This window comes from Streptomyces sp. NPDC096132, from assembly GCF_044763345.1.
GTDB lineage: Bacteria > Actinomycetota > Actinomycetes > Streptomycetales > Streptomycetaceae > Streptomyces.
In genome coordinates this window covers 1-18727 of record NZ_JBIWGA010000049.1, presented here as the reverse complement: position 1 = coordinate 18727, position 18727 = coordinate 1, and the positions used below count along the sequence as shown (strand labels likewise).

Annotated in this window: 20 protein-coding genes and 1 pseudogene; 7 read left to right on the top strand and 14 right to left on the bottom strand. The window is 70.3% G+C overall.

Going from position 1 to position 18727, the window contains the following annotated elements:
- Positions 1-213 precede the first annotated feature (213 nt).
- The 8 genes from ACIRF9_RS49635 to ACIRF9_RS49600 all read right to left on the bottom strand — a co-directional run bounded on the left by ACIRF9_RS49635 (position 214) and on the right by ACIRF9_RS49600 (position 5303).
- Positions 214-879 carry a nitroreductase gene (locus ACIRF9_RS49635; RefSeq protein WP_403837012.1) on the bottom strand — a complete coding sequence of 222 codons (666 nt, stop codon included), beginning with the start codon at positions 877-879 and terminating at the stop codon, positions 214-216.
- A gap of 183 nt (positions 880-1062) precedes the next feature.
- On the bottom strand, positions 1063-1344 hold the full coding sequence (locus ACIRF9_RS49630; protein ID WP_403837011.1) for a hypothetical protein: 282 nt from the start codon (positions 1342-1344) through the stop codon (positions 1063-1065).
- 305 nt (positions 1345-1649) lie between these two features.
- Complete coding sequence (locus ACIRF9_RS49625; RefSeq protein WP_403837010.1) at positions 1650-1829, bottom strand: hypothetical protein; 180 nt, start codon at positions 1827-1829, stop codon at positions 1650-1652.
- Positions 1830-2195: 366 nt separating this feature from the next.
- Positions 2196-2837 carry a carbonic anhydrase gene (locus ACIRF9_RS49620; protein WP_403837009.1) on the bottom strand — a complete coding sequence of 214 codons (642 nt, stop codon included), beginning with the start codon at positions 2835-2837 and terminating at the stop codon, positions 2196-2198.
- 147 nt (positions 2838-2984) lie between these two features.
- On the bottom strand, positions 2985-3308 hold the full coding sequence (locus tag ACIRF9_RS49615; protein ID WP_403837008.1) for a PaaI family thioesterase: 324 nt from the start codon (positions 3306-3308) through the stop codon (positions 2985-2987).
- Positions 3305-4132, bottom strand: coding sequence for an amidohydrolase family protein (locus ACIRF9_RS49610; RefSeq protein ID WP_403837007.1), 828 nt, complete (start codon positions 4130-4132; stop codon positions 3305-3307). The genes ACIRF9_RS49615 and ACIRF9_RS49610 overlap by 4 nt, the downstream gene beginning before the upstream one ends.
- The gene (locus ACIRF9_RS49605) at positions 4129-4800 is read right to left on the bottom strand and encodes a CoA transferase (RefSeq protein WP_403837033.1); all 672 of its coding nucleotides are present in this window, start codon (positions 4798-4800) and stop codon (positions 4129-4131) included. Before ACIRF9_RS49605 ends, ACIRF9_RS49610 begins: the two co-directional genes overlap by 4 nt.
- Positions 4788-5303: a hypothetical protein gene (locus tag ACIRF9_RS49600; RefSeq protein ID WP_403837006.1), complete on the bottom strand. Its 516-nt coding sequence runs from the start codon at positions 5301-5303 to the stop codon at positions 4788-4790. The genes ACIRF9_RS49605 and ACIRF9_RS49600 overlap by 13 nt, the downstream gene beginning before the upstream one ends.
- 244 nt (positions 5304-5547) lie before the next feature.
- Here ACIRF9_RS49600 and ACIRF9_RS49595 point away from each other — a divergent pair, with 244 nt between their 5' ends.
- Positions 5548-6189: a DUF4232 domain-containing protein gene (locus tag ACIRF9_RS49595; protein ID WP_403837005.1), complete on the top strand. Its 642-nt coding sequence runs from the start codon at positions 5548-5550 to the stop codon at positions 6187-6189.
- Here ACIRF9_RS49595 and ACIRF9_RS49590 read toward each other — a convergent pair.
- Positions 6167-6790: a PadR family transcriptional regulator gene (locus ACIRF9_RS49590; RefSeq protein ID WP_403837004.1), complete on the bottom strand. Its 624-nt coding sequence runs from the start codon at positions 6788-6790 to the stop codon at positions 6167-6169. The two genes, ACIRF9_RS49595 and ACIRF9_RS49590, sit on opposite strands and share 23 nt — an antisense overlap.
- 30 nt (positions 6791-6820) lie before the next feature.
- Here ACIRF9_RS49590 and ACIRF9_RS49585 point away from each other — a divergent pair, with 30 nt between their 5' ends.
- From ACIRF9_RS49585 to ACIRF9_RS49570, 4 genes are all read left to right on the top strand, one after another.
- Positions 6821-7513 carry an ABC transporter ATP-binding protein gene (locus ACIRF9_RS49585; protein ID WP_403837003.1) on the top strand — a complete coding sequence of 231 codons (693 nt, stop codon included), beginning with the start codon at positions 6821-6823 and terminating at the stop codon, positions 7511-7513.
- Between the two features lie 5 nt (positions 7514-7518).
- Positions 7519-10332, top strand: coding sequence for an FtsX-like permease family protein (locus ACIRF9_RS49580; RefSeq protein ID WP_403837032.1), 2814 nt, complete (start codon positions 7519-7521; stop codon positions 10330-10332).
- 132 nt (positions 10333-10464) lie between these two features.
- Positions 10465-13329 (top strand): AfsR/SARP family transcriptional regulator, encoded by a 2865-nt coding sequence (locus tag ACIRF9_RS49575; RefSeq protein ID WP_403837002.1) that lies wholly within the window; start codon positions 10465-10467, stop codon positions 13327-13329.
- A gap of 189 nt (positions 13330-13518) precedes the next feature.
- Positions 13519-14355: an alpha/beta fold hydrolase gene (locus ACIRF9_RS49570; protein ID WP_403837001.1), complete on the top strand. Its 837-nt coding sequence runs from the start codon at positions 13519-13521 to the stop codon at positions 14353-14355.
- Here the strand turns inward: ACIRF9_RS49570 and ACIRF9_RS49565 are convergent.
- The 4 genes and pseudogenes from ACIRF9_RS49565 to ACIRF9_RS49550 all read right to left on the bottom strand — a co-directional run bounded on the left by ACIRF9_RS49565 (position 14265) and on the right by ACIRF9_RS49550 (position 15464).
- A complete protein-coding gene (locus tag ACIRF9_RS49565; RefSeq protein ID WP_403837031.1) occupies positions 14265-14549 on the bottom strand; it encodes a hypothetical protein in 285 nt (94 codons plus the stop codon). The genes ACIRF9_RS49570 and ACIRF9_RS49565 overlap by 91 nt on opposite strands.
- Positions 14550-14581: 32 nt before the next feature.
- Entirely contained in the window at positions 14582-14806 is a 225-nt protein-coding gene (locus ACIRF9_RS49560) for a CocE/NonD family hydrolase (RefSeq protein WP_403837000.1), read from the bottom strand.
- Positions 14807-14939: 133 nt separating this feature from the next.
- Positions 14940-15152, bottom strand: a pseudogene (locus ACIRF9_RS49555) (alpha/beta fold hydrolase); the annotation flags it as partial.
- A gap of 75 nt (positions 15153-15227) precedes the next feature.
- The gene (locus tag ACIRF9_RS49550; protein ID WP_403836999.1) at positions 15228-15464 is read right to left on the bottom strand and encodes a hypothetical protein; all 237 of its coding nucleotides are present in this window, start codon (positions 15462-15464) and stop codon (positions 15228-15230) included.
- A gap of 19 nt (positions 15465-15483) precedes the next feature.
- On the opposite strand from ACIRF9_RS49550, the gene ACIRF9_RS49545 reads away from it, so the two are divergent.
- A complete protein-coding gene (locus ACIRF9_RS49545) occupies positions 15484-15771 on the top strand; it encodes a dienelactone hydrolase family protein (RefSeq protein WP_403836998.1) in 288 nt (95 codons plus the stop codon).
- Between the two features lie 832 nt (positions 15772-16603).
- Here the strand turns inward: ACIRF9_RS49545 and arr are convergent.
- Positions 16604-17014 carry an NAD(+)--rifampin ADP-ribosyltransferase gene (arr, locus tag ACIRF9_RS49540; RefSeq protein WP_403836997.1) on the bottom strand — a complete coding sequence of 137 codons (411 nt, stop codon included), beginning with the start codon at positions 17012-17014 and terminating at the stop codon, positions 16604-16606.
- A 61-nt stretch (positions 17015-17075) separates the two neighbouring features.
- Between arr and ACIRF9_RS49535 the strand changes: the two genes are divergently transcribed.
- Entirely contained in the window at positions 17076-17930 is an 855-nt protein-coding gene (locus ACIRF9_RS49535) for a hypothetical protein (RefSeq protein ID WP_403836996.1), read from the top strand.
- Positions 17931-18727: the final 797 nt, after the last annotated feature.

The following is an 18727-nucleotide window of genomic DNA, read 5'->3' as shown; positions in this document are numbered from 1 at the left end:
GGGCGGGGGTCGGCCCTGCGGCGCGGCCTGCCGGGCGTACGGGGGTGGGAAACGTCGACGCGTCACCGATCCGCCGGCCTCCCGGTCTGCCCGAGTCGCCGTACGACGAGCACCCCACTGCCGAGCCACCGCCCCGCGCGAACCTGCCTGCCCGGCCACACCGGGACCTCAGGCTCCTGTGACCCGTCTGCCGGGAAGATCACGGTCGGCGGGTCATGCCCCGATGAAGCTCACTGTTTCTGCCATGTCCGCCCGCCCGGTACGCAGCCGGGGCACCCCTTCTTTCTCGAACCCCACCGAGACACCGCAGAACAGCACGAGTCCGTCATCGGCTCCGACCATCTGGCTGACGGTCTCGCGATACATCGTCCACATCACCTGCGGGCAGCTGTGCAACCCTTCCGCCCTCAGTAACAGCATGACCGTCTGCAAGTACATCCCCGCGTCCCCCCACTGCCCCGGCCCCATCGCCCGGTCGAGGTAGCAGAACAGCACGACCGGCGCCCCGAACGCCTCCGAGTTCAAAGCGGCGATCTTCACGGGCCGGGCGGGGTCGTCACGCTCGATTCCCAGCGCGTGGTATCGCTCGGCGGCCGCGGCGGAAAAGCGGTCCAGATACGGTGAGGGCAGTTCGGCCGGGTACATCGGATACTCCCGCTCATCACCCGGGTCTCCCGCCAGTGCCCTGGCCGTCGCGCGCTTCTTCAGCTCGGCCAAAGGCTCGCCGGTCACGACATATACATGCCACGGCTGGAGGTTCCCGCTCGACGGGGCCCGTGTCGCTGCCGCCAGCACTCGTTCGAGAACCTCCCTGGGCACCGGCTTGTCGCTGAACGCTCGCACAGCCCTGCGACTGTCCACGGCTTCATACACATCCACGCCTTCTCCGTCCTCTCACTCCATGGCAGGCAGTGAAGACACGAAGATGATCATCGCACCCGGCGAGCAGGCCGGGCGGAGCTTCGGTGCTGCCAGAACTGGGTTCTGGCTCAGATCTTGGGGACTGGTCGCGGAGTGACCGTGTCGTTCGACGGGAGGGGAGGTACACGAGCTCCAGGCCCGTCAGCGTTCACGCATTCTGGTCCACCACCAGCCGAACGTCGCCCACTCGATGTAGTTGGGTTCAGGCAGAGTACGGCGCTCGAATTCCTCATCGATGCGTGTGATCAGCCGGCCCAAGTCCCGTTTGGCTCCCGAAGGAAGGCGCCGCATCGCCCACTCCAGGTCATCACGGGCATCGTTTATCCCTGGCGAGCAGAACGCGGTGGAATCCAGGTACCGGCCGGGCTGCTCGAAAACCCACTCGATACGAGAGAGCGCGTTAGCGACCGCGTTGGGCCACATCTCTTGGTCTTCGACCCGGCGGATCGCTGCACGAGTCCGCGCGGAGACACCGTGGACCTTCAGGATCGGACACTGCCATCGTGGCCGGCACCGCTCTGCGCGGACGGCCTTGGGACGCCTACGCGGCATCGCCCTTTCGGATCAACATGAGGCCATCCTGCCATGGCTGGGCACCTACCTGGGCCTCGATCCGCACACCCGCCGCAGCAAGTGTTCCTGCTACTCCTCACGCACACAGCCACGGGCGAGGAGTTGGTGCTCGCGCACCACTACTCGCGGTCGTACCCGGACATCTTCATCATGATCTAGTAGGACTCCGTCAGGTCCGTCTCGATCTTGGCCTTGAGCGTGAACCGCTGGGCAGGGGGTGGTGGCAGGTGGTGCAGACACCGGTCCTGGGCGCGCGCGTAGCTCGCGCGGGCGTGCGGACTGTGAGGTGACGGGCTGAGGTCGTGTCGCCGCCCGGTGGCAGCCTCACTCGCCACCGAGCCCACGATCGAATCAGCTCTGACCAGCTACAACGCCGAGCGTCGCCCGCGCAGCCAGTCCGAGGCCCGTGCCGCGCGCCAGGTCGGCCGGATGGGTCGACAATGGGCGAATCCCCCTGGCCGTGGCCCTGGGTGATACGGGCCTCCGGCTGGTCACCTCCGGCTTGACCGTCCGGGCCATCCTGCGACACGCAGACTGGGACCGGCGAGCCCGGGCTGAAAGCACCAGGCTCACTCCGCCTCCCTCGCAGCCGTGAACAACTGACGTGAGAGGCCGTCTCCACCGCCAAAGCCTCCGGCAGGCACCCCGCTGTTTCCCTGCGACCGCGGTATTTGACGCTGACCAGCCACGGCCGGGAGCGGTCAGGATGCGCCGGGGACTGCCCCATCGAGGCCGCGGGAGACGACGAGCTGTGCACTGCCGTCGGCCAGGCGGTAGCGCAGGCCGGCCACGGCGGCCTGGCCGACGGCGACCTTGTCGGCGAGGCCCCGGGAGCGGTCCAGCAGCAGGTCGACCGTGTGCCGTACGTGCTCGGCGAGGACCTCCTCGGGCTGCACCCGTCCAGCGGCCCGCGCGGCCAACACGCTCGGGGTCACCCGCTCGACAACGTCCCGGACGAAGCCGCCCGGGGTCTGCCCATCCTCCAGAGCGGCGCACGCCGCCCCGACCGCGCCGCACGAATCATGGCCGAGGACCACGACCAGCGGGCAGCCCAGCACCTCCACGCCGAACTCGATGCTGCCGAGCACCTCCGGGCCCATGACGTGGCCGGCGGTACGCACCACGAACAGGTCGCCCAGACCGCGATCGAAGATGATCTCGGCGGCCAGCCGGGAGTCGGAGCACCCGAACAGCACGGCGAAGGGCTGCTGGGAGGGTGCGGTCTCGGCGCGGCGGGTGGCGTCCTGGTTGGGGTGCTCGGGGGTGCCGGCGACGAAGCGCTGGTTCCCGGCCAGCAGCAGCTCGAAGGCGTCGCGGGGCGTCAGGTTCTTGATCTCGGTCATGGCGGCAGCCTACGAGCCGGCACCAGCCGCCGCACCGCCCCGTCCAACCGGATCGGCCCACGCTGACGCCGATGTCGTCCCCAGGCGCCGGGCGAAAGCGGTCTCGGTGCGGAACCCGTAGGAGCTGTCGGCCGCGTGGCCGGTCTTTCACCCTTGAACAGGGAGGGTGGAGTGGGCGGACCTCACGACAGTTGCGGTCACGGTCGCCACGTGCTCTCGCTGGTTGGCAGGGTTGCTGGTGTACACCTCGCAGCGGCAGAAGGCCTGGCGGCCGGTGGCGTGGATCACGGTGGCCCGGGCAATGAGAAGGCTGCCGCGGGCCGGGCGCAGGAAGTTGATGTCGAGTCCTGCTGTGGCCGTGCCGGCCTCGGATTCCGTGCGGGCGGTGAGTCGCGCACCCGTGAGCCGGCTGAATGGCTGTGCGGTGAGCGCCTGTTGAGCGGTCTCGAGCGTGTAGCGGACGGGCGTCACTCGGCCTTCGCCTCACCGAGTCCGAAGATCCGCTGCGCGTGACCGTGCAGGTAGAGGTCGGCAGCGGTGTCGTCGAGTCCCAGTTGATCGAGATCGGCAAGGGCCTTGTCGGCCGTGATCATGGGGTAGTTGGTGCCGAAGAGGACCTTGTGGTGGTTGCTGCGCATGTAGGTGACCAGTTCGGGCGGGAGCCGCTTGCTGGTGTAGGCGGAGGTGTCGATGTAGACGTTCTCGTGTTTGCGGGTCACGGCGATCATCTCCTCCGTCCAGGGGTAGCCGATGTGCCCGCCGATAATGGTGAGTTCCGGGAAGTCCAGCGCCACGTTGTCGAGGTAGGGGATCGGGCGGCCGGTCTCGGAGGTGCGCAGCGGGCCGGTGTGGCCGACCTGGGTGCAGAAGGGGATGCCGAGTTCGACGCACTCGGCGTACAGCGGGTAGTAGCGGCGGTCGTCCGGCGGCCAGCCCCACAGCCACGGCACGATGCGCAGCCCTTTGAAACCCAGCTCTTGGACGCAGCGGCGCAGCTCGCGCACGGCTTCCATCGGCTTGCGCAGGTTCACGGAGGCGAGGCCGGCCAGGCGGTGGGGGTCGTGGGCGACGAAGGCGGCGACCTCGTCGTTGGAGATGAGGGCGCCTTCGGGGCCGTACCAGGCGCTGATGAGGGAGATGTCCACGCCGCCCGCGTCCATGGCAGCGAGGGTGATGTCGACGGGGAGTTCCTCGGTAAGGGTCTCGGCGCCGGTCCAGCGGCGCAGGGAGGCGAACATGTCGTGCTGGATGAAGCGCAGGGTGGGGTGCTGGGCCCACACGTCGATGACGGTCATCGCAGGGCGCCGTCCTTTCTCAGGTCGGTGATCTCGGCGGTGGTCGGGCCCCAGTCGGCGAGTGCGGTGTCGGTGTGCTCGCCGGGCCGGGGCGAAGGGGAGGCGATGGCGGCGGGGGTGCGCGACAAGCGCGGGGCGGGCGACGGCTGGAGCTGGCCGGCCACCTCGGTGAAGGTGGAGCGGGCGAAGTTGTGCGGATGCAGGTGCGCCTCGAACGGGCCGAGCACCGGGGTGACGCAGGCGTCCCCGCCGTCGAAGACCTCGGCCCACTCGTCCCGTGTGCGGGTCGCGAAGACCGAAGCCAGCCGCACCTTGACAGTGGGCCAGGCGGCGCGGTCGTGCTGGTCGGGCAAGTCCTCCGGCGTGAGGCCGAGGCCGGCAAGAGTCTGCGTCCAGAACTGCGGTTCGATCGCGCCGACTGCGACGAACCTGCCGTCGGCACAGGGCGCGGAGCCGTCGAAGAGGTTGCCGCCGCGTCGCGCCTGCCACAGGCCCTGGTCGAGCAGGCCGTGCAGGATGGCCGTGATCAGCGGCGCGCCCTCGGTCATCGCGGCGTCCACCACCTGGCCGTGTCCCGAACTCTGCCGTTCCCACAGGGCGGCCAGGATACCGACGGCCGGCAGCATTCCGCCGCCGCCGAAGTCGGCGACGTGGTTCAGCGGCGGCAGCGGGGTCCGTCGGGCGGGCCGAGTGGCTCCAGGGCTCCTGACAGTGCCAGGTAGTTGATGTCGTGCCCGGCGCGGTCTGCCAGGGTGCGGACTGTCCGTAGCCGGTGAGACGGGCGTAGACCAGGCAGATCGGTGTCCGACAGGCCCAGCTCCTTCTTCGGCACACCGAACCAGGTGAAGCGGAAGTCGTCCGGATGCTCTCTCCTGAAGGGCCGTCCCGTGTCAGAGCAGGTGAAGGTCCCAGGATTGGCCAGAACCTCGCGTCCGTCCTGGGTGAGACTCGCCGTACCCCGGTTCTGCAAGGTAATGGTTATGCACTCCTCTCCGCTCTGGGCGATCAAGCGGCTGTGGCGCGACTCCTCAGGGTCGTGCGGAGGCTCCTTAGGCGGCGTCGGAGCAGAAGGAGGCGCGCCGACCAGCGGGACGCCCGGGGCGGGCAGGTTGGGGAGCCATGGCGGAGCCGGGTCGGCTCGGGACCGGGCGGATGCGACCGACTCCTGCATCCACTCTCGGATGCCCGGCCGCCGGCGCCATCCGTCAGGTGACGTACGGTCTCCGCGGTCCGCCGGTTTTCTCTGTCCCGCACCCCCGGCCCCGGCACCGGCCCCCGTCGAACCGGACGAAGCCCGTGCGCTGACGGGCCTCGCACCGTGCGCTGACGGTCGAGCCTTCTCCCGGGCTCCTGCCTAGCCTGACCGCGGCGGCCTCATGATCCGGACCGCCACGCGGAACCGAGTCAGGAGCAGCATGCCCGGACAACCGAGACACCCTGAACGCCGCCGAGCCGCCGTGGCCATGGCAGCGGTCGGCGCCCTGGCCGTCGTACTGGCCGCATGCACGAGCGCCGACAAGGCAGGCGGTGCCTCCGGCGGCGATCCGGTCGCCGTTGCCACGCCGGACGCGAGTACGCCGGCAACGTCGGCGGCCCCGGCCCGGCCCTCCGCGTCCCCCGCGACGACCGCGCCGTCCACTCGCTGCCGCACCGCGGACCTGCGTGCTTCCATCGGCCCGAACGACCCCGGAGCCGGTCAGGAGAACTTCGCCGTCGTCCTGACCAACAACTCGACCCGCACCTGTACGGTCTACGGCTTCCCCGGCATCGCCTTCGTCGACGGCGTCGGCGAGGCGGTCACGCCGGACCCCGAGCGGGCCACCGGCCAGGAGGAGCCGACGGTGACGCTGAAGCCCGGCGCCAGTGCGTGGTCGGCGCTGACGTTCACCAATCCGGCGGCCACCGGCGTGACCACCGTGATCCCCGCGGCCGTCCTCGTCACCCCGCCCGACGAGACGGCGTCGATCAAGGTGGCGTGGAGCGGCGGCAAGGTCTCCAACACGGGCAAGGCGTCGGTTCCGCAGGTGAGCCCGCTCAGGCCGGGCGACGGCGGTTGACCTCGGCAGAATCATCGCCGGCACCGGCCTCGGCCGGGGCCCCGGCCGCCGGCGTGAGCCGCTCCGCCGCGCCCTCGACCAGCTCCAGGTCGGCCTTGGTGTGGCCGATGGCCGCGTCGAGGAGGAGGGAGATGAGCGGGTCGCCCGTGTGGGTGCGCCGCAGCCGGGTCAGGCCGGCGAGTTCGGAGAGGTAGGTCTGGCGCTGCGCCGCGACGAACGCGTCCAGCGCCTCGGCGCCGAGCGCGCGGGCGCCGAACAGTTTCAGGAACAGCTCGTCGCGGAACCCGCCCGTGCGCACCCAGGCGCTGGTGGCCCAGTTGCGCACCTCGTCCCGCCCGGCCGGGGTGAGCCGGTAGAGCGTCTTGTCGGGCCGGTCCGGCTGGGTCACCTGGGACCGGGTGACGAATCCGTCGCGGACCAGCCGGTCGAGGATCTGGTAGAGGTGGCCGATGTTGAGGCCGCCCCACTGCGGGCCGATGGCCTCCTCGAAGCGTCCCTTGAGCTCGTAACCGTGGCTGTCTCCCTCGGTCAGCAGGGCGAGCACGGCGTGGTGCAGCGGCAATGTACACACCTCCTGGATTGTGACAATGTAGCGCTGCATTGTCACAATGTAGGAGGAGCGGCAGTGGGTGTGAGGTTGACGGGTGTGACGCGCCGGTATCCGGGGTTGGTGGCCCTGGACGCCGTCGATCTGGAGATCGGCGACGGTGAGGCGGTCGCGGTCACCGGCCCGTCGGGTTCCGGGAAGTCCACCGTGCTGCATCTGGTCGGCGGCATGGACCGGCCCGACGAGGGGACGATCGAGGTCGACGGCGAGGAGCTGACGGCACGCCGGCTGGACGCGCACCGGCGCCGGATCGGGTTCGTCTTCCAGCGCTTCCACCTGCTGCCCGCGCTCACCGTGCTGGACAACGTCCTCGCGCCCGTGCTGCCGCGCCGGGTCGACTTCGACCGCCGCGCCCGTGCCATGGAACTCCTGGAGGCGGTGGGCCTCGCCGCCCGCGCCGACGCGCTGCCGTCCGAACTCTCCGGCGGCCAGCAGCAACGGGTCGCGACAGCCCGGGCGTTGATCAACCGCCCGGGGCTGCTGCTCGCGGACGAGCCGACCGGAAACCTCGACAGTGCGACCGGCCGGGAGATCATCGACCTGCTGCTCTCCCTGCGGGAGCGCTACGGCATGACCCTGCTGCTCACCACCCACGACCCCGAGGTCGCCGTGAGCTGTGACCGGATCGTCCGGCTGCACGACGGCCGGATCGTCGCCGACGAGCGTCTCGCCCCCGACGACGAGGTGTTCGACCGGCTCGGAGGGCTGCGCCCGTGATCGCCATGATCCTGTCCCAGCTGCGGCGCCGCCGCTCCCGTGCCCTCGCGCTCGCCTCGGGCATCCTGGTCGCCGCCACCAGCTTCACCCTGCTCACCTCGACGGTCACCACCAGCCAGGCCCGCACCACCGGCCTCGTCGAGGACAGTGCCCGCTCCGCCTACGACGTACTGGTCCGCCCGCCGGGCACCGGCACCGACATCGAGAAGGACCGGGGCCTGGTCGAGGCCAACTTCCTGTCCGGCGTCTTCGGCGGCATCACCCTCGGCCAGTACGAACACATCAAGTCCCTCGCCGGCGTCGAGACCGCCGCACCGGTCGCCAACATCGGCTACCTGATGGTGCAGAGCACGGTGCCCGTCGACGTCTCCGCCTTCCGCGACAGCGACATCCCCGCCCAGCTCCTGCGCCTCACACCGTCGTTGAAGGCGGGGCTCGGCACCTATCCGATGGCCGACCAGTACGTCTACCTCACCCGCAATCCGATCGTCACGTACAAGAAGTGGAACGAGGCCGAGACCATCTGGCCCGACCTGCAGCACGAGATCGCCGGCGACGAGAAGTACGCGGTGTGCTGGTTCTACAACGAGGACAAGAACGGGGACACCTTCGACATCCTGGGTGAGCGGCTGCCCCAGCCTCTGTTCGTGTGGAACCCCGTCCCCAAGACGGCGTTCACCCCCGACGCCCGTTCGCGGATGACCTGTGTGCCGGGCGACGGCAAGGCCACGGCGCAGATCCCGGTCGCCTATCCGGTGCTCCTGTCGGCGATCGACCCGGCTGCCGAGGACCAACTGGTCGGTCTGGGCGGCGCGATCACCTCCGGCCGGATGCTCACCGACAAGGACAAGCCCTTCTGGGGGCCGGACGCGTTCGACCAGAACCCGGTGGAGTCCGAACGGCAGCACGACTACCAGGTCCCCGTCATTCTCAGCAGCCGTACCCTCACCGCCGGCACCCTGGACTCCACTGTCCAGCGGCTCGATGTCGACGATCCCGCCGCCCTGCCCGCCAAGCTGGCGAGCCCTCAGGCCCACGACTACGTCAACGGTCTGCGCGGCAGCGTCGCCGGCGAGGTGACCGCCGACCTCGCCACCGGCTTCCGCAGTGTCAGGTATGCCGACGGCCTGGTGGCGGATCTCTCCTGGACCGTCGGCCCCGTCGACTACAACACCACCGAGGACGGCCTCACCGTCCGGGCCCGGCCCGCCCAGCCGCCGGGCCTGTGGAACACCAACTACGAGAACGACCTGACGCCGAACGTCCCGGAGGAGAACACGGGCACCCAGTTCCGCGAGGTCACCGCCCACGCCTCCACCGACTGCCTGGCCTTCCAGACGTGCGTCGGCAAGGACGCCGGACGCGGTCCCACACCGGTCCTGAACATCGTCGGCCGCTACGACACCGACAAGTTGCGCGGCTTCTCCGCCCTCTCGCAGGTCCCCCTGGAGACCTACCGCTCCCCCCAGGTCACCGGCGCGGACAAGGCGTCCCGCGAGGCCCTCGGCAACCAGCCGCTGCGCCCCGACCGCAACCTCGGCGGCTACCTCAGTCCGCCGCCCACCCTGCTCACCACCCTCGACTCGCTCGACGTGATCACCCACAGTCGCAGAAAGCCCACCGCGCAGGAGAAGGCGCCGGTCAGCGCCATCCGCGTCCGGGTGGCCGGAGTGACCGGGGTCGACCCCGCCTCCCGCGCCCGCGTCAACGCCGTCGCCGCACAGATCCGTACCGCATACCCGAAGCTCCAGGTGGACGTCACCGTCGGTACGTCGCCCGCCCCGCAGACGGTGACGCTGCCGAGGAACGTCAAGGTCACCGAGTACTGGGTCGCCAAGGGCGTCGCCCTGCGGATCCTGCGGGCCGTGGACACCAAGAGCGCGGTGCTGTTCGGGCTGGTCCTGGTGGTCTGCGGACTCTTCCTCGCCCAGGCGGCCCTGGCCTCCGTACGCTCACGCCGCACCGAGATCGGCACCCTGCGCTGCGTCGGCTGGAGCGCGCCGGAGATCCTCCGCCTCATCCTCGGTGAACTCGCGGTGATCGGCGTTGCCGCGGGCACGCTCGGCGCCCTCCTCGCCTACGGCCTGGGCGCGCTGCTCGGCCTGCCCACCTCGGCGGCGAAGGCGGCCCTCGTGCTGCCCGTCGCCCTGCTGCTCGCGCTGGCCGCGGGCGTACTGCCCGCCTGGCGGGCCACCCGCGTCCAGCCGCTGGACGCGGTCACACCCCCGGTCACCGGCACCCGCCGGGCGGTCGCCGTCCGCTCGGTCGTCGGCCTCGCACTGCGCAACCTGCTGCGCGCCCCCGGCCGGACCGTGCTCGGCGCGGCCGGACTCGCGCTCGGCGTGGCCGCCTTCACCGTGCTGCTCTCCCTCACCCTCGCCTTCCGCGGCGAGGTGGCCGGCTCGCTCCTCGGCAACGCCGTCGTCGCCCAGGCCCGTACCGCCGACTACGTCAGCGTCGCCCTGTCGCTGTTGCTCGGCGCGGCCGGCGCCGTGGACGTCCTGGTCCTCTCCCAGCGGGAGCGGGCCGCCGACCTCGCCGTGCTCGGCGCCACCGGCTGGTCGAGGCGGGAACTCGGCCGGCTCGCGCTGTACGAGGGCGCCGGCCTCGCCCTCCTGGGCGGTCTGACCGGCGCGGTCGCCGGGCTGTCCACGATCCTGGTGGTGGGTCAGGGACTGTGGGAAGGAAGGCTGTGGACGATGACCGGAGCCGCGCTCCTGGCTACGCTGGCCGGGGTCGGCCTGGTCTGCGGTGTCCTCTCCGTCCCGATCCGGGCCATGTCCCGCATCGCCCCGGCCGCTCTGCTGGCGAGGGAGTGAAGCCGCGGGAGTAGGCCCTGCCGGACGCTGGAACTCCCCCGCGGCGAGGCCGAACTCGCCGAGCAGCCGCCGCCTGCCGGAGCAACAGACAGCGTTCTCCTCGACCTCGTGCGCAGTACCGTTGGCTGAGCAGTGACGGTGGCCCGGTACGTGGTGGGTGTTGTGATGCGGTTCGAGGTGCTGGGTCCTTTGCGGGTGTGCCATGGGGAGAGGGAACTCGATCTGGGGTTTCCCCAGCAGCGTGCGCTGCTGGGCCTGTTGCTGGTCCAGGCGGGCCGGCCGGTGGGAACGAGCGAGATCGTCGACGCGCTGTGGGGCGAGGAGGTACCGGTCAGTGCCGTGAACGTGGTGCGCCGCTACGTGGGCTCGCTGCGGCGCCTCCTGGAGCCGGGGCTGCCGCCCCGGGCGCCCGGACGTCGGCTGCTGCGCCGCTCCGGCGGCTACCTGCTGGACGTACAGGAGGAAGAGGTCGACCTGCTGCGGTTCCGTGGCCTGACCCGGCGCGGCCGACGGGCCGTGAGCACCGGGCGGCCCGACGCGGCGGTCGCTCTGTTGGCGGAAGCACTGAGCCAGTGGCGCGGTCCGGTGGCCATGGGCATCCCCGAATCCGTCCGGGGGCACGTCGCGTTCACCGCCGTCGGACAGGAACTGGTGCAGGTGACGCAGTGGGCGGCCGACGCGGCGCTGCTGTGCGGTCGGGCGGAAGACGTCCTGCAGTGGGTGCGCCGGGCCGTCGCGCTCGACCCCTTGAACGAGCCGTTGCGCGCCCGGCTCGTCCTGACGACGGCGGCCGCCGGACTCCAGGCCGAAGCGCTGTCGGCGTACGAGGACATCCGGCAGCGGCTGGTGGAGGAGCTGGGCGTCTCTCCCGGGCCGGAGCTGCGCGAAGCCCACGGCCGCGTGCTCCGCCAGGAGCTGCGGAAATCCGATTCCCCGCAGGGCAAGGAGGAACCGGCAGCGGAGCCGGCATCGTTCGAGGCTCTTGCCCCGCCCGCCCAGCTGCCCGCCGACCTGGCCGTGTTCGCCGGCCGACGCACCGAACTCACCCACCTGCGAGAGCTCACCCACGCCGTCACCACCCCGAAGGGACCGGCGACCGCGGTCCTCATCAGCGGGATGGCGGGGGTGGGCAAGACCACGCTGGCGGTGCACTGGTCCCACGAGGTGGCGGAACGTTTCCCCGACGGTCAGTTCCACCTCGACCTGCGCGGCTTCGACCCCTCCCGTACGGCGATGAAGCCTGAGGAGGCCCTCAGCGCGATGGTGGAGGCGCTCGGGGTGCCACCGCGCCGCGTCCCGAGCGGTATGGACGCCCTCACCGGGCTGTACCGCAGCCTGCTGACAGGCCGACGGGTCCTCGTCCTGCTGGAGAACGCCTACGACCCCCAGCAGGTACTGCCTCTGCTGCCCTCCTCCCCCGGCTGCCTGACCCTGGTCACCAGTCGCCACGCGCTGCCCGGCCTGATCGCCTCCGGCGCGCACCCGCTGCGCCTGGAACCGCCGTCCCCCGCGGATGCCCACGCGTCCCTGGCCCTGCGCACCGGCGCCGAACGCCTTGCGGCCGAACCCGAAGCCGCCGCCGAGATCATCGCCCGCTGCGGCTGCCTGCCCCTGGCCCTGGCCATCGTGGCCGCCCGCGCTCAGCAGCACCGAGGGTTCCCGCTGGCGGCCATCGCCGCCGAACTGCGCGACTCCCACGGGAGCCTCGACGCCTTCTCAGGTGGCGGCACCACCGACGCCCGCGCCGCCTTCACCTGCTCCTACCGGCTTCTGCCGCCCGACAGCGCCCGCCTGTTCCGGCTGCTGTCGCTGCACCCCGGCCCCGACATCACGGCGAGCGCGGCCGCGTCCCTCACGGCGCTCCCGGTACGCCGGACCCGCTCGATCCTCCGCGAACTCGCGGGCGCCCATCTTCTCACCGAACCGGCACCGGGCCGCTACGGCATGCACGACCTGCTGCGCGTGTTCGCCGCCGAGCTCACCGAGGACGAGGACACCCCGGCCGAACGGCACGCCGCGCAGTACCGGATGTTCGACCACTACCTGCATACCGCGTACGCCGCCGATCAGCTGCTGAGTTCGAACAGGAACGCCCTGGTGCTGGCCCCGGCCCAGCCCGGTGCTCTTCCCGAGTCCTTCCCCGACATCGGCCGTGCCGTGGCCTGGTTCACCTCCGAGCGCAGCGTGCTCACGGCGGTTGTCGCGGGGGCCCTGGACGCGGGGTTCTTCACGCACGGATGGCAACTGCCCAGCGCCATGGACACCTTCTTCGTCGGGCAGGGACGCGCGCACGAGCGCGCGGCCGCCCACCGCAGCGGGGTGGAAGCGGCGCGGCGGGAAGGCAACCCGACGGGGCGGATCACCACGTTGCGCAAGTTCGCCCGTGTGCTGGCCGAACTGGAGCAGTACGAAGAGGCCCGAGCACACCTGGATCTGGCCTTCGAGGCCGCCGACGAGCTCGGCGATCCCATGGAACGGGGCCGCACCCATGCCGCCTCGAGCTGGCTCCTGCAGCAGCAGGGAAGCCACCGTGAGGCACTGTCCCAGAGCGATGCGGCGAGACGTATCTTCCGGGACGCCGGGCATCGGGCGTCCGAGAGCATCCAGCTCAACAACATGGCCTGGTCACACCTCCGACTCGGAGAACACGAGAAGGCGATCGTCCGGGCCAAGGAGGTGATCCACCTGCAGCACAAGGCCGGCAACCACTACGACGGGGCCGGCGCCTGGGACACCCTCGGGAGCGCGCACCATGAGCTGGGCGAGTTCGAACAGGCGATCAGCTGCTTCCGGCAAGCCATCGAAATGCTGGCGCGGCGGGGCGACTCGTTCGCCGAGGCCAGCACCTGGGAGCGTCTGGGTGACACGCACGAGGCCGCCGGCGACCTGACCGCCGCCCGGACCGCCTGGCGTCGCTCCGCGACCCTGTTCGAGCAACTCGAACGCCCCGAGGCGGAAGGCGCGAGAGCCAAGCTGCACGGATCAAAGGGCGGGTGAGGAATTCAGGGCGCTACCGGACCACAAGCGGTGCGCTCGAGGACAACAGGCGGCGGGATGCCCGCCCTAGCGTGATGTCATCCCTGCCGCGAACACCCGGACGCCGATGCCGTCCGTGCAGCGCCCGGCCTCATCGAGACGGAGCGCGGTCCTGCGCGGCCAGTCACTCCGGACGAAGGAAACGAGACCTTGCCGTACATCACAGTGGGCCAGGAGAACTCCACCACCATCGACCTCTACTACGAGGACCACGGAACCGGACAGCCGGTCGTCCTCATCCACGGCTTCCCGCTCGACGGCCACTCCTGGGAGCGGCAGAGCGCCGTGCTGCTCGACGCGGGCTACCGTGTGATCACCTACGACCGCCGCGGCTTCGGACAGTCCAGCCAGCCGACGACCGGTTACGACTACGACACCTTCGCCGCCGACCTCAACACCGTGATGGAGACCCTCGACCTGACCGACGCCGTCCTGGTCGGCTTCTCGATGGGGACCGGAGAGGTCGCCCGGTACGTGTCCGCCTACGGCACCGCCCGCATCGCCAAGGTCGCCTTCCTCGCCTCGCTGGAACCCTGCCTGCTCAAGAGCGACGACAACCCGGACGGAGTCGCCCCGAAGGAGTTCTTCGACGGCGTCGTCGCGGCCGTCAAGGCGGACCGCTACGCCTACTACACCGCCTTCTACCAGGACTTCTACAACCTGGACGAGAACCTGGGCACCCGGATCAGCGAGGAGGCCGTCCGCCGCAGCTGGGACGTCGCCGCGGGCGGCGGCTTCTTCGCCGCCGCTGCCGCGCCGTCGACCTGGTACACCGACTTCCGCGCCGACATCCCGGCCGTCGACGTGCCCGCCCTGATCCTGCACGGCACGGGCGACCGCATCCTGCCCGTGGAGGGAACCGCACGGCCCTTCCACAAGGCGCTCCCGTCCGCCGACTACGTCGAGATCGAGGGCGCCCCGCACGGACTGCTGTGGACCCACGCGGAGGAGGTCAACACCGCGCTCCTCGCCTTCCTGGCGAAGTGACCCCCCGCAGGCCCACCCGACGGGCCTGCGAATCGAGGCCGCCGGCGGCTGGTCGGCGCCCTGCAGGAGGGACCAGGGACGGTGAGCCCGAGTTCGATCGCGCCGCCGCGCGTCCACAGCCCGTCGTCCGGGTCGGGCCACGTGATCATCGGCGCGATGGCCTTCAGCTCCGACGGCTTCGACAGCGCCACCATCCACTGGGTGTTGCCGAAGTAGCTGCCGCCGATCATGCCGACCGAACCGTTGGAGCCGGGGAGGGCGGGGCCCACCGTACGGTGTCGTAGCCGTCGCTCTCCTCGTACGTGAACGGCTCCCACTCCCCCTCGGAGGCGAACCGGCCGCGGGTGTCCTGGATGACCACCATGAACCCGCGCCGGGCAGCCGCCGGCGGATCGAGCATGACGGTCCTCATGGGTGTCTGCTTGCCGTACGACAGCCGGCTCAGCAGCACCGGCGACGGCCCCGGGCCACCGGGGGGTAGACATCCGCGCGCAGTACCGTGCCATCATGCATCCGCGCCGGACCGTCGGCCTCGATTTGGATCTCCGCCATGCACTGCTCCTCGGGTCAGCGGTTCCGAGGGGTCAGGCCACCGCGTTCAGCGGGTCGGCCAGCACGTCGGGGCGCTCAAGGGCGATGAAGTGGCCTGCCTTGGGGACCTGTGTGAAGTCGGCGGCCGGAAGCAGTTGCCTGTTGGCTTCCCGGTCCGAGGGGCGGGACCAGTCCTTTTCGCCGTAGCCGGGGTGGATGGGCGCCTTGGTCTCGGGGTAGCGCGGGCGGGCTGTGATCTGACCGGGCTCGTCGCGCCCACGGTGACCACGCTGCTCGACGCGGCGGACGTGCGCCGACGCATCGCCGCCCCGAAGACTTCCTCACCTGCCGGCGCCCACGGGAAGCCGGATGGCCGTAAGCGTGTTGCCGAGCATGCCGCAGGCGAAGAAGCTTGTGTTCTTGTCGGCATCAGCGCCCAGCGGCAGGCGCACGGTTTCCCAGATGCTCATCCAGCCGGCCCGGACGACCTCACCGATCAGGTCGTCGCCCTGCGCCTCGGCGGCAAGCGCAGCGGGCAGGCGCCTCCGCCAGCGGCGACGTTGGAGGGCTCGAAGCAAGTGCCGAAGCTTTGCCCTCGTGGCGACAGGCAGCGGGGGCTACGACGTCGCATCCGCCAACTACGGCCGACTCCCCAGGGACATGGACAAGGTTCTGGCCGACGCCTGTCCCGTCGTCGCCAGTTACGGGGGACGCGACCGAGGGCTCAAGGGAGCGGCGGCCAAGCTCGAGTCCGCCCTCGAACGGCTGGGCGTCGTACACGACGTGAAGGACTACCCGCGGGCGGGACACGCCTTCCTCAACGACGAACAGTTCGGCCCGCGTCCGGTGGGATCCGATGGTGCGCGTCGCCGGGGTCGGAGCTGACCCCGAGGCCTCCGCGGACGCATGGCAACGCATCGAGGCGTTCTTCCACGCGCATCTGAAGTGCACGGCCCGGGCGTGAGGCGCACCACCGCTTCGCCCGCTCGTCGTGGCGAGTCCGGCGACCAGGTGGCCGGCTGCGAGCAGATGGGCGTCGTACGTGCGGGCGCGTTCGCGCACGGGCCCGGTGGTGGGTGCCTTCGCCGTTCCCGGCCGCACGGTGGGCGGCGTCGCCGGGCAGGATCAACCCGTCCCCGGTCCCATCGGAACCTGGCCGACCGGGCGAAACGGGGCTCAGGACCGTAGCAGAGTCGCTGTCGGCGATCAGCGCAGTGAGCTCCGACCCTCAGCCGTTGAGCCCCTGCGCGGTCCGCGCGGCGGCACCAGCGGCACCGGTGAAGCCGACGGCGGAAAATCAGTCCTGCACCCTGGTCAGCGCGACGCAGGCGGACAGGACGTCACCGGTTCCCAGTGGACGAAGACACCTGCGCCTGCTGCCAGAACACGTACAGGCCCGCCATCCACCGCTCCCTCTCCCCCGACCGCGTCATCGCACCCCCAACCCCATGACACACATCCAGCAGCGGAACCAACGGTCTTCCCGGGCTCAGCGATCGAACCTCATGCCCGCTCGGCGCGACACACGATCTCCGCTCACAGATCGAGTGTCCGCAAGCGAGGACCGCTTGATCCCATGCGATTCACGCCCGGCCTCGGCACCCAGCAGCGCGGGCTCAGCCTGGTGAACGCGGCAATCCAGGCCGGCTCGGACGCCGTGATCGCACCAGCCACAGCGAGATCATCTCGCCGTTGCCCGGTAGTTACGGACCAGTCCTCAGTTGATGATTTCGGCGCGGTCATCCAGACGGATTGCGGCCAACCGATCCCGCCACATCTGGAGAGCTTCGGGTGTCTGCCGCGTCCAGTCCGTGACCTCGCCGACGATCCGGAGCGGTTCCCTGCTGCGATAGGAGCGGGTGGGATTGCCGGGGAACTTCCTGTCCGTGACGTTTGGATCGTTCTCGAACTCCCCGGTCGGCTCCACGACATACACGCGCGGGGCCCCGTCGCCGGCGGCGAGTTCGGCCGCGAGTCCCGCGCCGTCGCGCAACGCAGTGAAGTAGATGTGGTTCATCACGATGTCCAGCCGGTAGTTGGAACGGAAACCGGCAGTGAGGTGGTCTCCGATTCCCAGGTCAGCCTTTGTGCCGTGAAAAAACGGCCCCTCGTCCAACACCTCGTCCATCGCCACAGGTTACCAAGGCGAGGCCCTTACCCATTTCATGGGCGATACCTACATTTGACCCATGGCCATTCAAAACACGGACCCGTCGTTGGCGGGAGTGGTGTCGGCGACGCCAGCGGGTGGGCGGCTGGTGTTCGTGCCAAGTCGGGTCCGGGAGCTCGGTGTTGCGCTCGGCGCGAGCGTCGTGGTCCCGCTGTGGATCGCGGCCCCCCTCCTGCTGGTGGCCCTGCTGGTCGCCGTGCTCACCGATTCCGGACCGGTCTGGGCCATCGTCTGGGTGGGTCTCGGGCTGACCGTCTTGTCCGTCACCGGGCTCGCCCTCGCCCTGATGATCACGATGTCCACCACGATGGTGCGGTGGATCGAATTCCGCCCTCAGGGCGATGCGACGCAGCTCGTGGTCGCACGCTTCCTGCGTTCGTCGACCGTTGCTGCGGCTGATCTGCAGCGCGTCGTCGTGGTCGAGCGGCTCAGAACGGGCCGGCGAAAGTCGATCACAGTGGTGTTGCACACGCGCGGAGGGACGGTGGACTGCGAACCGGCGCTCCTCGCCCCGCTGTCCCAGGTCGACACGGAGGCACTGCTCGGCTGGTTGACCAGCCAACTCGGCCCAGCGCAAACAGCGGTGGAGCACCGGACGGAGGTGGACCGGAACTTCCTGTGCCCGGACGAGTGGTGGACGCCATCGGACCTGTCTGCCCTGTGGCACGTGCCCGTCGGCGCCGTCGACGAGCTGGCTGCCCGCCACGGCATCCGCAGTTACCAGTACACGCCCCGGGGCGCCGCGACGTACGGGGACAAGACGAAGACGGTCTACGACCCGGCTCGGGCACACGAAGTCGCGGAGGAACTCCGCGAGGAACACATCACGGGCCCGGAGGCCGACGGTACGCAAGAGGTTCCCACCTGTGAGTGAGCGGGCCGGCGGCCTCGGTCCGCCCGTGGCCGACGAAGCCCGTCACCGGGTGCGGCAGAAGGTCTTCATCCGGGTCGGGCCGCGTGCCGCTTCCCGGAGCATGCGATGACGAGCACGCAGCCAGGTCCGCGATCCGCTGACCACCCGGATCCGGAGCCGCTTCACCGGCCACACGCCTGGCCCGCACCAGCTCTGCCACCATGCACCGCCGGGGCATTGCCGGAGGCCGGCATGGGGGTCAATCACGAGGGTGCTGGCGACGAGAGCGCCGGCGGCAACGGCTTCGGCCCCGTCTCCGCGATCGACGCATTCTCCCAAGTCGTCGAACAAGCCGGTTCCGGACAGGGCCGCCGCGGCGGCCGCACCAGGTACCCCCAGTTTCGAGCTGCAGCGTCTGCCGGTCCAGTTCGAGGTCATCCAGACCGACAACGGCACCGAATTCCAGTCCGCCTTCCACTGGCACGTCCTCGACAAAGGCATCGCCCACACCTACATCAAGCCCCGCACCCCGCGGCTGAACGGCAAGGCCGAACGCTCCCACCGCGCAACGACAAAACTGCGCGAGTGGGAGGACTACTACAACTACCATCGCCCCCACGGCGGCCTCGGCGGCCAGCCCCCTACGAACGCCTACGACAGAAAGCCCAGGACCCCCTGTCACAGGCGTCCGTCAGCTGCACACCTAGTAGGACTCCGTTAGGCCTTCCTGTCGGGCCTGTTCAGGAGCACGGTGGGTGTGTGGATGCACATGAAGTGAACCGGGTCCGGGCGAAGTTGGCATTATTCGTGGCTGACGT